10 protein-coding genes are annotated in these 14,405 nt (G+C 59.7%); 9 read left to right on the top strand and 1 reads right to left on the bottom strand.

All coding sequences use genetic code 11. The features are described from left to right. Window positions 1-4: 4 nt before the first annotated feature. Window positions 5-1,339 (bottom strand): TRZ/ATZ family hydrolase, encoded by a 1,335-nt coding sequence (locus tag ACMDB8_RS20215; protein ID WP_409078913.1) that lies wholly within the window; start codon window positions 1,337-1,339, stop codon window positions 5-7. A 108-nt stretch (window positions 1,340-1,447) separates the two neighbouring features. Here ACMDB8_RS20215 and mtnA point away from each other — a divergent pair, with 108 nt between their 5' ends. The 9 genes from mtnA (at window position 1,448) to ACMDB8_RS20170 (ending at window position 14,357) form a co-directional block, all read left to right on the top strand. Next, window positions 1,448-2,524, top strand: coding sequence for an S-methyl-5-thioribose-1-phosphate isomerase (gene mtnA, locus ACMDB8_RS20210; protein ID WP_056727166.1), 1,077 nt, complete (start codon window positions 1,448-1,450; stop codon window positions 2,522-2,524). Window positions 2,525-2,948: 424 nt separating this feature from the next. Continuing rightward, complete coding sequence (gene gyrA, locus ACMDB8_RS20205) at window positions 2,949-5,603, top strand: DNA gyrase subunit A (RefSeq protein ID WP_056727165.1); 2,655 nt, start codon at window positions 2,949-2,951, stop codon at window positions 5,601-5,603. Window positions 5,604-5,822: 219 nt separating this feature from the next. Next, window positions 5,823-6,908: a 3-phosphoserine/phosphohydroxythreonine transaminase gene (gene serC, locus ACMDB8_RS20200; RefSeq protein WP_056727164.1), complete on the top strand. Its 1,086-nt coding sequence runs from the start codon at window positions 5,823-5,825 to the stop codon at window positions 6,906-6,908. Next, on the top strand, window positions 6,908-8,002 hold the full coding sequence (gene pheA / locus ACMDB8_RS20195; protein ID WP_007939916.1) for a prephenate dehydratase: 1,095 nt from the start codon (window positions 6,908-6,910) through the stop codon (window positions 8,000-8,002). The genes serC and pheA overlap by 1 nt, the downstream gene beginning before the upstream one ends. A 13-nt stretch (window positions 8,003-8,015) precedes the next feature. Continuing rightward, the gene (hisC, locus tag ACMDB8_RS20190) at window positions 8,016-9,128 is read left to right on the top strand and encodes a histidinol-phosphate transaminase (protein ID WP_223541097.1); all 1,113 of its coding nucleotides are present in this window, start codon (window positions 8,016-8,018) and stop codon (window positions 9,126-9,128) included. 28 nt (window positions 9,129-9,156) lie between these two features. Continuing rightward, window positions 9,157-11,364, top strand: coding sequence for a bifunctional prephenate dehydrogenase/3-phosphoshikimate 1-carboxyvinyltransferase (locus tag ACMDB8_RS20185; RefSeq protein WP_056727162.1), 2,208 nt, complete (start codon window positions 9,157-9,159; stop codon window positions 11,362-11,364). Next, complete coding sequence (gene cmk, locus ACMDB8_RS20180; RefSeq protein WP_007985391.1) at window positions 11,361-12,050, top strand: (d)CMP kinase; 690 nt, start codon at window positions 11,361-11,363, stop codon at window positions 12,048-12,050. Before ACMDB8_RS20185 ends, cmk begins: the two co-directional genes overlap by 4 nt. A gap of 120 nt (window positions 12,051-12,170) precedes the next feature. Next, on the top strand, window positions 12,171-13,862 hold the full coding sequence (rpsA, locus tag ACMDB8_RS20175; protein WP_007973639.1) for a 30S ribosomal protein S1: 1,692 nt from the start codon (window positions 12,171-12,173) through the stop codon (window positions 13,860-13,862). 210 nt (window positions 13,863-14,072) lie between these two features. Then, window positions 14,073-14,357, top strand: coding sequence for a hypothetical protein (locus ACMDB8_RS20170; RefSeq protein ID WP_056727161.1), 285 nt, complete (start codon window positions 14,073-14,075; stop codon window positions 14,355-14,357). Window positions 14,358-14,405 lie beyond the last annotated feature (48 nt).

Here is a 14,405-nt window from a genome sequence, read left to right as displayed (position 1 = left end):
GTGCTTACGATTCGGTGCGGCCGCTGATGCGCTGGCCCCAGGCCTTCGCGATCGTGCTTAGCTGTTGTTCATCCAGGCGTGTCAGGCGACGGTCGTCGAGCAACTGTTTGCCGGCAACCCAAAGGTGTTTCACGCAGTCCCGGCCGGTGGCGTATATAAGTTGCGAAACCGGGTCGTAGACTGGCTGCTGGGCCAGGCCCGAGAGATCGAATGCCACCATGTCCGCCGCCTTGCCGATTTCCAGCGAGCCGGTTTCGGCCTCGATACCCAGTGCCCGGGCACCGTTGAGGGTGGCCATGCGCAAGGCACGATGGGCATCCAGCGCGGTGGCCGAGCCGGCGACAGCCTTGGCCAGCAAGGCCGCGGTGCGGGTTTCGCCGAGCAGGTCAAGGTCGTTGTTGCTGGCCGCGCCATCGGTGCCGACCGCGACATTGACCCCGGCCTGCCACAGACGCTCGACCGGGCAGAACCCGCTGGCCAGCTTCAGGTTCGATTCCGGGCAATGAATCACATTGCTGTTGCTTTCTATCAGCAGCGCCAGGTCTTCTTCGCTGATCTGGGTCATGTGAACCGCCTGGAAGCGCGGCCCCAGCAAGCCCAGGCGCGCCAGTCGGGCGAGTGGTCGTTCACCGCGCTGCTCGACCGATTGCTGCACTTCGAATGCTGTTTCATGTACGTGCATGTGAATCGAGGCGTCCAGTTCTTCGGCGATCACCCGGATTTTTTCCAGGTTTTCGTCGCCCACGGTGTAGGGTGCATGGGGGCCGAAGGTGACTTTGATGCGCTCGTGGTGCTTGAGGTCGCCAAACAGTTCAACGCCCTGACGAATGGCTTCGTCCGCCGTAGCGGCGCCCGGAATGGGGAAGTCGAGGATCGGAATCGCGATCTGCGCGCGAATGCCGCTGTTGTGCACGCGCTCGCTGGCAACCTTCGGGAAGAAGTACATGTCAGAGAAACAGGTGATGCCACCTTTGATTTGCTCGGCGATGGCCAGATCGGTGCCGTCGCGCACGAAGTCCTCGTCGACCCACTTGGCTTCGGCGGGCCAGATGTGGTTTTCAAGCCAGGTCATCAATGGCAAGTCATCGGCCAGGCCACGGAACAGCGTCATCGCCGCATGCCCGTGAGCATTGACCAGGCCGGGGCTGAGGAGCATGTCGGGCAATTCGCGGGTTTCGATTGCGTTAAGCTTCAGCGCAGCGGAACGTGGGCCGATAAACACGATGCGTCCATCACGGATGCCCACGCCATGTTCCTTGAGGACAACACCAGCGGGTTCGACGGGTACCAGCCAGGTCGGCAGCAATAACAGGTCGAGCGCAGCGGCAGTGTTCGGCATCGAGGGTCGGTTCCAGTGCTTTTGTATAGGATGGCGAAGTATACCCGAGCGTCTTCGCGGGGGGATCGCTATAATCGGCGGCTTTTGTTCATGAGTGCGGGGTGAGGGATGCGCGATCGACTGTTGGCTGCGGAAAAGGTAAAGGCCATCGATTGGCGTGATGGCGCTCTTCATCTGCTGGATCAGCGTATTTTGCCGTTCGAGGAAACCTGGATTGCCTACACCAGTGCAGCGGGTGTGGCCGAGGCAATCCGCTCGATGGTGGTGCGTGGCGCGCCGGCCATCGGCATTAGCGCCGCTTATGGCATCGTGCTCGCGGCCCGGGCCCGGATTGCCGAAGGTGGCGACTGGTACGCGGCGCTGGAAGAGGATTTCATGCTGTTGGCCGATTCCCGTCCTACAGCCGTCAACCTGTTCTGGGCGCTGGGCCGCATGCACGACCGGCTTGATCGCCTGAAAGACAATGCCGATCCGCTTGAGGTACTGGAGGCCGAGGCTATCGCCATTCATGAAAGTGATCGCGAAGCCAACCTGACCATGGCGCAACTGGGTGTCGACCTGATCCGCAAGCATCAGGGCAACGCCCAGGCGATCCTGACCCATTGCAACACCGGCGCGCTGGCCACGGGTGGCTTTGGCACGGCGCTGGGGGTGATTCGTGGCGCTTTCATCGAGGGCATGGTCGAGCAGGTCTATGTCGACGAAACCCGCCCATGGCTGCAAGGCTCGCGGCTGACCGCGTGGGAACTGGCCAATGAAGGCATTCCCGTAACCCTCAATGTCGATTCCGCCGCGGCGCATATCATGAAGACCAAAGGCCCTACCTGGGTCATTGTCGGCGCTGACCGGATCACCGCCAATGGCGACGTGGCCAACAAGATTGGCACCTATCAGCTGGCGGTCAACGCCATGCACCACGGCGTTCGCTTCATGGTGGTGGCGCCGAGTTCGACCATCGACATGAACCTGGCCAGTGGCGATGACATTCCGATTGAGGAGCGTGATGGTCGCGAGTTGCTGGAGGTCGGTGGCAAGCGAGTCGGCGCTGATGTCCATGCCTTTAACCCGGTGTTCGACGTGACGCCGGCGGACCTGATCGATGCGATCGTCACCGAAAAAGGCATCGTCGAACGCCCGGATACGGCGAAAATGGCGCAATTGATGTGCCGTAAGCGTCTGCATTAAATCATTAAGGTTGCACGAAATCCCTGTAGGAGCTGCCGAAGGTTGCGATCTTTTGATCTTCCCGGCATAAGTCGGTAGCGGTCCTGAAAAGATCGCAGCCTTCGGCGGCTCCTACAGGTCGGTGTTTACAAGTGAAAAATACGGTTGAATGCCGGTTGATCGCAGCTCTAAGCCTCTCTCGTCCCCCTCAAGCCTGTCACCGGTCAACTAACTACTCTCCATGCGCGTCTGGGGGATAGGTGCGTGGCGGCTCTTGTGATAACATCCGGCGGTTTCCAGGGTTGCCCGAAGTGGCGACCCGTACTGCGCAGATCCATGGCATAACTCGTTGATTTGTTGTAAGCCAATGCATGGCACTGAGCCTGCAGCGGCGAGCTTCGTTGGTCCTGACGAAGTTTCACCAGAAAAAGGAATCAGGCTTCTCATGGGCGAACTGGCCAAAGAAATCCTCCCGGTCAATATCGAAGACGAGCTGAAGCAGTCCTACCTCGACTACGCGATGAGCGTAATTGTCGGGCGGGCACTGCCGGATGCGCGCGATGGCTTGAAGCCCGTGCACCGGCGCGTGCTGTTCGCGATGAGCGAGCTGGGCAACGACTTCAACAAGCCGTACAAGAAATCTGCCCGTGTTGTCGGTGACGTGATCGGTAAGTATCACCCGCACGGTGATACCGCGGTGTACGACACCATCGTTCGGATGGCGCAGCCATTCTCCCTGCGCTACCTGCTGGTAGACGGCCAGGGCAACTTCGGTTCGGTGGACGGCGACAACGCCGCGGCCATGCGATACACCGAAGTGCGCATGACCAAGCTGGCGCACGAGCTGCTGGCTGACTTGCATAAAGAAACCGTGGACTGGGTGCCGAACTACGACGGCACCGAAATGATCCCGGCGGTCATGCCGACCCGTATTCCCAACCTGCTGGTCAACGGCTCCAGCGGTATCGCCGTGGGCATGGCGACCAACATTCCGCCGCACAACCTCGGTGAAGTCATCGACGGTTGCCTGGCGCTCATCGACAACCCGGAACTGACTGTCGACGAGCTGATGCAATATATCCCCGGTCCGGACTTCCCGACCGCCGCGATCATCAACGGTCGCGCCGGCATCATTGAAGCCTATCGCACCGGTCGCGGTCGCATTTACATGCGCGCCCGCTCGATGATCGAAGATATTGACAAGGTCGGTGGCCGCCAGCAAATCGTCATCACCGAACTCCCTTACCAGCTGAACAAGGCGCGTCTGATCGAGAAGATCGCCGAGCTGGTAAAAGAGAAGAAGCTTGAGGGCATCACCGAACTGCGCGACGAGTCCGACAAGGATGGTATGCGCGTCGTGATCGAGTTGCGTCGCGGCGAAGTGCCTGAGGTCATCCTCAACAACCTCTACGCCCAGACCCAGCTGCAAGCGGTGTTCGGTATCAACATCGTTGCGCTGATCGACGGCCGTCCGCGGATCCTGAACCTCAAGGACCTGCTGGAAGCCTTCGTCCGTCACCGTCGCGAAGTGGTAACCCGTCGTACCGTGTTCGAACTACGTAAAGCACGCGAACGTGGTCACATCCTTGAAGGTCAAGCGGTTGCCCTGTCGAACATCGACCCGGTCATCGCCCTGATCAAGGCCTCGCCAACCCCGTCGGAAGCCAAGGAAGCGCTGATCAGCACCCCTTGGGAGTCCTCGGCCGTGGTGGCAATGGTTGAGCGTGCCGGCGCCGATTCGTGCCGTCCGGAAAACCTCGATCCGCAATACGGCCTGCGCGATGGCAAGTACTTCCTGTCGCCAGAGCAGGCGCAAGCCATTCTGGAACTGCGTCTGCACCGCCTGACCGGTCTGGAGCACGAAAAGCTGCTGGCCGAGTATCAAGAGATCCTCAACCAGATCGGCGAGCTGATCCGCATCCTCAACAGCGCCACGCGCCTGATGGAAGTGATCCGCGAAGAGCTGGAAGTGATTCGCGCCGAATACGGCGACGTGCGTCGCACCGAAATCCTCGATGCCCGTCTCGACCTGACCCTGGGTGACATGATCCCGGAAGAAGAGCGCGTCGTGACCATTTCCCACGGTGGCTACGCCAAGACCCAGCCGCTGGCTGCGTACCAGGCCCAGCGTCGTGGCGGTAAAGGCAAGTCGGCGACCGGCGTCAAGGATGAGGACTACATCGCTCACCTGCTGGTTGCCAACAGCCACACCACGTTGCTGCTGTTCTCCAGCAAGGGCAAGGTGTACTGGCTGAAAACCTACGAAATCCCTGAAGCGTCCCGCGCTGCCCGTGGTCGTCCGCTGGTCAACCTGTTGCCGCTGGATGACGGTGAGTACATCACCACCATGCTGCCGGTCGAGGAATACACCGAAGGTCACTACATCTTCATGGCTACCGCCAACGGCACCGTGAAGAAGACCCCGCTGGAATCCTTCAGTCGTCAACGCAGTGTCGGCCTGATCGCACTGGAGCTGGACGAAGGCGACGTGCTGATTTCCGCGGCCATCACCGATGGCGAGCGTGAAGTGATGCTGTTCTCCGACGGCGGCAAGGTCACCCGCTTCAAGGAATCCGACGTTCGCGCCATGGGCCGTACCGCCCGTGGTGTGCGCGGCATGCGTCTGCCGGAAGGCCAGAAGCTGATTTCCATGCTGATCCCGGAAGAAGGCAGCCAGATCCTCACCGCTTCGGCGCGTGGCTATGGCAAGCGCACGGCGATCACCGAGTTCCCTGAGTACAAGCGTGGCGGTCAGGGCGTTATCGCCATGGTCAGCAACGAACGTAACGGCCGTCTGGTCGGTGCGGTCCAGGTGCTCGACGGCGAGGAAATCATGCTGATTTCCGACCAGGGCACCCTGGTGCGCACCCGTGTCGACGAAGTGTCCAGCCTGGGTCGTAACACCCAGGGCGTGACCCTGATCAAACTGGCCAACGACGAAACACTGGTCGGGCTGGAGCGGGTTCAGGAGCCGTCGGAAGTCGAGGGTGAAGAACTCGAAGGCGAAGAGGGTGAAGGGTTTGTCGGTGAAGTCGTGATCGACGACGTTGCCGAAGACCAGCAACTCGACGCTGCCGCTGACGAAGAGCCACAGGAATAAGCGGGTAAGCAGGGGGCGGATGAAAATTCGCCCCCTTGTTGTTTGTCCTCAAGGAACTGTGGAATTGATTTTAATGTAGGAGCTGTCGAGCGAAGCGAGGCTGCGATCTCTTGATCTGGCTCTTGCTATCACTTGGCATTAAAAGATCGCAGCCTCGCTCTGCTCGACAGCTCCTACAGATTTACTGCGTGATACCACCAAATCAGAGCGAGATTGGATGTGAGCAAGAGAGCCTATAACTTCTGTGCCGGTCCTGCGGCGCTTCCCGAAGCTGTCCTGCAGCGCGCCCAGGGTGAACTCCTCGACTGGCACGGCAAGGGTCTGTCGGTCATGGAAATGAGCCATCGCAGCGATGAGTTCGTGTCCATTGCCACCAAGGCCGAGCAGGATCTGCGTGATCTGCTGAATATCCCCTCGAACTATAAAGTGCTGTTTCTGCAAGGTGGCGCCAGCCAGCAATTCGCTCAGATTCCTCTGAACCTGTTGCCGGAAAACGGCTCGGCCGACTATATCGACACCGGTATCTGGTCGCAGAAAGCCATCGAAGAAGCGTCGCGCTACGGCAATGTCAATGTTGCCGGCACCGCCAAGCCTTACGACTATTTCGCCATTCCGGGCCAGAACGAATGGACGCTGTCGAAAGACGCGGCCTACGTTCACTACGCGCCGAACGAAACCATCGGCGGTCTGGAGTTCCAGTGGATCCCGGAAACAGGCGATGTTCCGCTGGTCGCCGACATGTCCTCGGACATCCTGTCGCGCCCGGTGGATGTGTCGCGCTTCGGCATGATCTACGCCGGCGCCCAGAAAAACATCGGCCCGAGTGGCATTGTCGTCAACATCGTTCGCGAAGACCTGTTGGGCAAGGCCCGTTCCCTGTGCCCGACCATGCTCAATTACAAGGTCGCGGCCGATAACGGCTCGATGTACAACACTCCGCCGACCCTGGCCTGGTACCTGTCCGGCCTGGTGTTCGAGTGGCTCAAGGAGCAGGGCGGCGTCGAGGCCATCGGCAAGCTCAATGAAGTCAAGCAGCGCACGCTGTACGGCTTCATTGATGCCAGCGGCCTGTACAGCAACCCGATCAACAAGTCGGACCGCTCGTGGATGAACGTACCGTTCCGCCTGGCTGATGATCGCCTGGACAAGCCATTCCTGGCCGGTGCCGACGAGCGTGGCCTGTTGAACCTCAAGGGGCACCGTTCCGTGGGCGGCATGCGCGCCTCCATCTATAACGCCGTCGACATCAACGCCGTCAACGCGTTGATTTCGTACATGGCAGAGTTCGAGAAGGAACACGGCTAATGTCTGAGCAAGAACTCAAGGCACTGCGCCTGCGCATTGATGCCCTGGACGAAAAGGTCCTGGAGCTGATCAGTGAGCGTGCGCGCTGCGCCCAGGAAGTCGCGCGGGTAAAGATGGCCTCGCTGGCCGAAGGCGAGGTGCCGGTGTTCTATCGTCCTGAGCGTGAAGCTCAGGTGCTCAAGCGAGTCATGGAGCGCAACCAGGGGCCGCTGGGCAATGAAGAGATGGCGCGGTTGTTCCGCGAAATCATGTCTTCGTGCCTGGCGCTCGAGCAGCCGCTGAAAGTGGCCTACCTCGGCCCTGAAGGTACGTTCACCCAGGCGGCGGCCATGAAACACTTCGGCCACGCGGTGATCAGCAAGCCGATGGCGGCGATCGACGAAGTGTTCCGTGAAGTGGCGGCGGGGGCGGTGAATTTTGGCGTGGTGCCGGTGGAGAACTCCACCGAAGGCGCGGTCAACCACACCCTCGACAGCTTCCTTGAACACGACATGGTGATCTGCGGCGAAGTCGAACTGCGTATCCACCATCACCTGTTGGTCGGTGAAAACACCAAGACCGACAGCATTAGCCGCATCTACTCCCACGCCCAGTCCCTGGCCCAGTGCCGCAAGTGGCTGGACGCCCATTACCCGAATGTCGAGCGCGTGGCGGTGTCCAGCAACGCCGAAGCGGCCAAGCGGGTCAAGGGTGAGTGGAACTCGGCGGCGATCGCCGGCGACATGGCGGCCGGCCTGTATGGCTTGACCCGTCTGGCTGAAAAAATCGAGGACCGTCCGGATAACTCCACGCGCTTCCTCATGATCGGCAACCAGGAAGTGCCGCCGACCGGCGACGACAAGACCTCGATCATCGTTTCGATGAGCAACAAGCCGGGTGCGCTTCACGAGTTGCTGGTGCCGTTCCACGACAATGGCATCGACCTGACGCGAATCGAGACTCGTCCATCGCGCAGCGGTAAATGGACCTACGTGTTCTTCATCGACTTCGTCGGCCACCACCGCGACCCGCTGGTCAAGGGTGTGCTGGAAAAGATCAGTCAGGAAGCAGTGGCACTCAAGGTGCTGGGTTCCTACCCGAAAGCAGTTCTTTAAGGGGCGGTAGCAAATGAGTGGCAATTTCCTCGCTCTGGCACAGCCGGGCGTGCAACAACTTTCGCCTTATGTTCCGGGCAAACCCGTGGACGAACTGGCGCGTGAGCTGGACCTCGATCCAGCCAGCATCGTCAAACTGGCGAGCAACGAAAACCCGCTGGGTGCCGGCCCCAAGGCGCTGGCGGCGATCCGCGATGCGTTGGCCGAGCTGACCCGTTATCCGGACGGCAACGGTTTTGCCCTCAAGAGCCTGCTGGCCGAGCAGTGCCGCGTCGAACTCGACCAAGTCACGCTGGGCAACGGTTCCAACGACATCCTGGAGCTGGTCGCGCGTGCCTATCTGGCGCCGGGCCTGAATGCCGTGTTCAGCGAGCATGCGTTCGCGGTCTACCCGATTGCCACTCAGGCGGTCGGCGCCCAGGCCAAGGTGGTTCCAGCCAAGGATTGGGGGCATGACCTGCCTGCCATGCTGGCGGCGATCGATGCCAACACCCGCGTGGTGTTCATCGCCAACCCGAACAACCCGACCGGGACCTGGTTCGACGCCGAGGCGCTGGACGAATTCCTGCAGGATGTGCCGGAGCATGTGCTGGTCGTGCTGGACGAGGCTTACATCGAATACGCCGAAGGCAGCGATCTGCCGGATGGCCTGGACTTCCTGGCGGCTTATCCGAACCTGCTGGTTTCCCGTACCTTCTCCAAGGCCTATGGCCTGGCTGCGCTGCGCGTGGGTTATGGCTTGTCCACGGCGGTGGTTGCAGACGTGCTGAACCGTGTGCGCCAGCCGTTCAACGTCAACAGCCTGGCCCTGGCCGCGGCCTGTGCGGCGTTGAAGGACGAAGAGTATCTGGCGCAAAGCCGTCAGTTGAACGAGTCCGGCATGCGGCAGCTGGAAGCCGGTTTCCGTGAGCTGGGGCTGAGCTGGATCCCGTCCAGGGGCAATTTCATCTGCGTCGATCTCGGTCAGGTCGCGGCCCCGGTGTTCCAGGGCTTGCTTCGTGAAGGCGTGATCGTGCGCCCGGTGGCCAACTACGGCATGCCGAACCACCTGCGCATCACCATTGGCCTGCCGGCAGAGAACAGCCGCTTCCTTGAAGCGCTGACCAAGGTTCTGGCTCGTGGTTGATGTCACTGCGCTGCAATCTGCCGGACCTATGATCGGTCGCCTGGTGGTGGTCGGCCTCGGATTGATCGGCGGTTCGTTTGCCAAGGGTTTGCGTGAAAGCGGTCTGTGCCGCGAAGTGGTCGGGGTCGATCTCGATCCTCAATCGCGCAAGCTCGCGGTCGAGTTGGGTGTGGTGGATCGCTGCGAGGAGGACCTGGGCGTTGCTTGTCAGGGTGCCGACGTCATCCAGCTGGCGGTGCCGATCCTGGCCATGGAAAAATTGCTCGTGCGTCTGGCGGGCATGGATCTGGGGCAGGCGATCCTGACCGATGTCGGCAGTGCCAAGGGCAATGTGGTGCGTGCGGCCACCGAAGCATTTGGCAAGATGCCGTCATGTTTCGTGCCGGGGCACCCGATTGCCGGTTCCGAGCAGAGCGGGGTGGAAGCCTCCAATGCCGAACTGTTCCGTCGCCATAAAGTGATCCTGACGCCGCTGGATCAGACCGATCCCGCAGCCCTGGCGCTGGTCGACCGTTTGTGGCGCGAGTTGGGTGCCGATGTCGAGCACATGCAGGTCGAACGTCACGACGAAGTGCTGGCCGCGACCAGCCATCTGCCGCACTTGCTGGCGTTCGGCCTGGTCGACTCGTTGGCCAAGCGCAATGAAAATCTTGAGATCTTCCGTTACGCTGCGGGCGGTTTCCGTGATTTCACAAGAATCGCCGGAAGCGACCCGGTCATGTGGCACGACATCTTCCTCGCCAACCGTGAAGCTGTCCTGCGCACACTCGATACATTTCGCAGCGATCTCGACGCCTTGCGCGACGCGGTCGATGCAGGGGATGGGCACCAATTGTTGGGCGTTTTCACTCGCGCCCGGGTTGCCCGCGAGCATTTCAGTAAAATCCTGGCCCGCAGGGCCTATGTGGACGCTATGAATTCCAACGATCTGATTTTCCTGGCTCAACCTGGTGGCCGCCTTTCCGGTCGGATTCGCGTACCAGGCGACAAATCGATTTCCCACCGTTCGATCATGCTTGGCTCCCTGGCCGAAGGCGTCACCGAAGTCGAAGGTTTCCTGGAGGGCGAAGATGCCCTGGCGACCTTGCAGGCGTTCCGTGACATGGGCGTGGTCATCGAAGGTCCACACCACGGTCGCGTGACCATTCACGGCGTTGGCCTGCATGGCCTGAAGCCGGCACCGGGTCCGATCTACCTGGGCAACTCCGGTACTTCGATGCGTCTGCTGTCCGGCCTGCTGGCTGCGCAGAACTTCGACAGCACCCTGACCGGCGACGCTTCGCTGTCCAAGCGCCCGATGAATCGCGTGGCCAATCCGCTGCGTGAAATGGGCGCAGTGATCGAAACCGCCGCCGAAGGTCGTCCACCGATGACCATTCGTGGTGGCCATAAACTCAAGGGCCTGACCTACACCATGCCGATGGCCAGTGCCCAGGTTAAGTCCTGCCTGCTGTTGGCCGGTCTGTATGCCGAAGGCAAGACCACGGTCACCGAGCCTGCTCCGACCCGCGACCATACCGAGCGCATGCTGCGCGGCTTCGGCTACCCGGTAACGGTCAATGGCGCAACCGCATCGGTCGAGTCTGGCAACAAGCTGACCGCGACCCACATTGAAGTCCCGGGTGATATTTCGTCCTCGGCGTTCTTCCTGGTGGCGGCATCGATTGCCGAAGGTTCGGAGCTGGTGCTGGAACACGTCGGCATCAACCCGACCCGTACCGGTGTGATCGACATCCTGCGCCTGATGGGCGCCGACATCACCCTGGAAAACCAGCGTGAAGTGGGTGGCGAGCCCGTGGCTGACTTGCGCGTACGTGCAGCTAAACTCAAGGGTATCGAGATTCCCGAGGCGCTGGTTCCGCTGGCGATCGACGAGTTCCCGGTGCTGTTCGTCGCCGCCGCCTGTGCCGAAGGGCGCACCGTGTTACGTGGCGCCGAAGAGTTGCGGGTCAAGGAATCGGATCGTATCCAGGTCATGGCTGATGGCTTGCTGGCATTGGGCGTCAAGTGCGAGCCAACCCCGGATGGCATCATCATCGACGGAGGCCAGATCGGCGGCGGTGAAGTGCACGGTCATGGTGATCACCGCATCGCCATGGCGTTCAGCGTTGCTTCGCTGCGCGCCAGTGCGCCGATCCGCATTCATGATTGCGCCAACGTCGCGACGTCGTTCCCGAATTTCCTGGCGCTGTGCGCACAGGTCGGCATTCGTGTGGCACAAGAGGCACAGTCGTGATCAACATTGCACCGGTCATCACCATTGATGGGCCAAGCGGTTCGGGCAAGGGCACGGTAGCCGGGATACTGGCCAAGCGCCTGGGCTGGAACCTGCTGGATTCCGGTGCGTTGTACCGATTGCTGGCTTTCGCCGCGCATAACCACGGTGTCGACCTGACCAATGAAGAGCTGCTGAAGAAACTCGCCGCTCATCTGGATGTACAGTTCATCGCCGCGACGGACGGTCAGTTGCAACGCATCATTCTGGAAGGTGATGAAGTCAGCGATGTCATTCGCACCGAAAGCGTCGGTTCCGGCGCTTCCCAGGTGGCTGCGCTGCCGGCTGTACGCGAGGCGCTGCTGCAGCGCCAGCGTGCTTTTCAGGAGGCGCCAGGCCTTGTGGCGGATGGTCGCGACATGGGCACAGTGGTTTTTCCTGACGCGCCACTGAAGATTTTTCTGACCGCCAGCGCCGAGGAGCGGGCACGCCGTCGATATTTGCAGTTGAAGGGCAAAGTCGAGGGTGTTAGTCTGTCGAGTCTGCTAGATGAGATACGTGCGCGCGATGAGCGTGACACCCAGCGAGCGGTAGCCCCGCTCAAACCGGCGGCTGACGCCATACAGCTGGATTCCACGGAATTATCTATCGACCAGGTGCTGGAACGCATCATGAGCGAGATCGCCATTCGCGATATCGCCGGGTGACCAAGAAGGCCGCAGGGGACCAGTCATAGTCCTGCGGTGGCTTCTTTTAAATGAAACTAACCCACACCGTCTGGGGTGTGGAGATGGGCGTATTCTTCGCCCTCATCAACAGGAATTAAAATGAGCGAAAGCTTTGCGGAACTCTTTGAAGAAAGCCTAAAAACCCTGAACCTTCAGGCAGGCTCCATCATCACCGGTGTTATCGTTGATATCGATTACCAGGCTCGCTGGGTAACCGTTCACGCTGGCCTGAAGTCTGAAGCACTCATCCCGCTTGAGCAGTTCTACAACGACGCTGGCGAACTGAACATCAACGTCGGTGACGAAGTTCACGTTGCTCTGGACTCGGTTGAAGACGGCTTTGGCGAAACCAAGCTGTCCCGTGAAAAAGCCAAGCGCGCTGAATGCTGGATTGTTCTGGAAGCAGCCTTCGCAGCCGAAGAAGTGGTCAAGGGCGTTATCAACGGTAAGGTTAAAGGCGGCTTCACTGTCGACGTTAACGGCATCCGTGCGTTCCTGCCAGGTTCTCTGGTTGACGTCCGTCCAGTGCGCGACACCACGCACCTGGAAGGCAAAGAGCTGGAATTCAAGGTCATCAAGCTGGACCAGAAGCGCAACAACGTTGTCGTTTCCCGTCGTAGCGTCCTGGAAGCCGAGAACTCCGCCGAGCGCGAAGCTCTGCTGGAATCCCTGCAGGAAGGCCAACAAGTCAAAGGTATCGTCAAGAACCTCACCGATTACGGCGCATTCGTCGATCTGGGTGGCGTCGATGGCCTGCTGCACATTACCGACATGGCTTGGAAGCGTATCAAGCATCCTTCCGAAATCGTCAACGTTGGCGACGAGATCGATGTCAAGGTTCTGAAGTACGATCGCGAGCGCAATCGTGTTTCCCTGGGCCTGAAGCAGCTGGGCGAAGATCCATGGGTTGCTATCAAAGCCCGTTACCCAGAAAGCACTCGCGTTACCGCGCGTGTAACCAACCTGACCGACTACGGCTGCTTCGCTGAGCTGGAAGAAGGCGTTGAAGGTCTGGTACACGTTTCTGAAATGGACTGGACCAACAAGAACATCCACCCTTCGAAAGTCGTACAAGTCGGCGACGAAGTGGAAGTTATGGTTCTGGACATCGACGAAGAGCGTCGTCGTATCTCCCTGGGCATCAAGCAGTGCAAATCTAACCCATGGGAAGATTTCTCTGGCCAGTTCAACAAGGGCGATAAAATCTCCGGCACCATCAAGTCGATCACCGATTTCGGTATCTTCATTGGTCTGGACGGCGGCATCGACGGCCTGGTTCACCTGTCCGACATCTCCTGGAACGAAGTGGGCGAAGAAGCCGTTCGCCGCTTCAAGAAGGGCGACGAACTGGACACCGTTATCCTGTCGGTTGACCCAGAGCGCGAGCGCATCTCCCTGGGTATCAAGCAACTGGAAAGCGATCCGTTCTCCGAGTACGTTCAAGAGAACGACAAAGGCGCCATCGTTAAAGGCATCGTGAAGGAAGTTGACGCTAAAGGCGCCATCATCACTCTGGCCGACGATATCGAAGCGACTCTGAAAGCCTCCGAAATCAGCCGTGACCGCGTTGAAGACGCGCGCAACGTTCTGAAAGAAGGCGAAGAAGTAGAAGCCAAGATCATCAGCGTTGACCGCAAGAGCCGTGTAATTCAGCTCTCGATCAAGTCGAAAGACGTTGAAGACGAGAAAGAAGCAATCCAGAGCCTGCGCGACAAGCCAGTAGCTACTGATGCTCCTGTGGCCACCACTCTGGGTGACCTGCTGCGTGCACAAATGGAAAAGCAGAACTAAGTTCTGACTTTCTGTAAAAAAGGGCGACTTCGGTCGCCCTTTTTTGTGCCTGGCGTTTGGTGGATTACCTGCGGATGTAGTTGCTTGGGGTGTGAACCAAAAATATCGAGAGAAGGTCTGAATGTTTAGTCGGATCAAACGCTTATTTGCAGCTAGGCTTTAGCCTGAGGTTGATGATCGCCCGATAGGCTTTCTGGCAAAAGGACGTGAATGAACAAGCTCATTGTCGCAGTAGCAGTGCTGGCATTGGCGGGTTGTACCACCAACGCCAAAACTCACGTAGTGCGTGGGGTTAGCGGTATTGAGGTCGATTGTTCGGGGCTAGGTTCGAAGTGGGAGAAGTGTTACAAGCGTGCAGCCAAGGAATGTAAGGGGGTGGGCTACCAAGTGGTAGCAAGGTCTGATGATCTCAAGGAAGGGGAGGAGGAGGGAGGGCTTTTTGGGTTCAACCCGGCAGGTTTCCTGACGCGCACCCTGTTGGTGATTTGCCGGTGAGAGGGTGATCGCCCAGAGTCTTCCTGATCCAGGAATCAAGCATTTCGG

It is taken from the genome of Pseudomonas monachiensis, from assembly GCF_047345015.1.
Lineage (GTDB): Bacteria > Pseudomonadota > Gammaproteobacteria > Pseudomonadales > Pseudomonadaceae > Aquipseudomonas > Aquipseudomonas monachiensis.
Note: the sequence above shows the minus strand (reverse complement) of the source record. Positions and strands in the feature narration are given on the sequence as shown.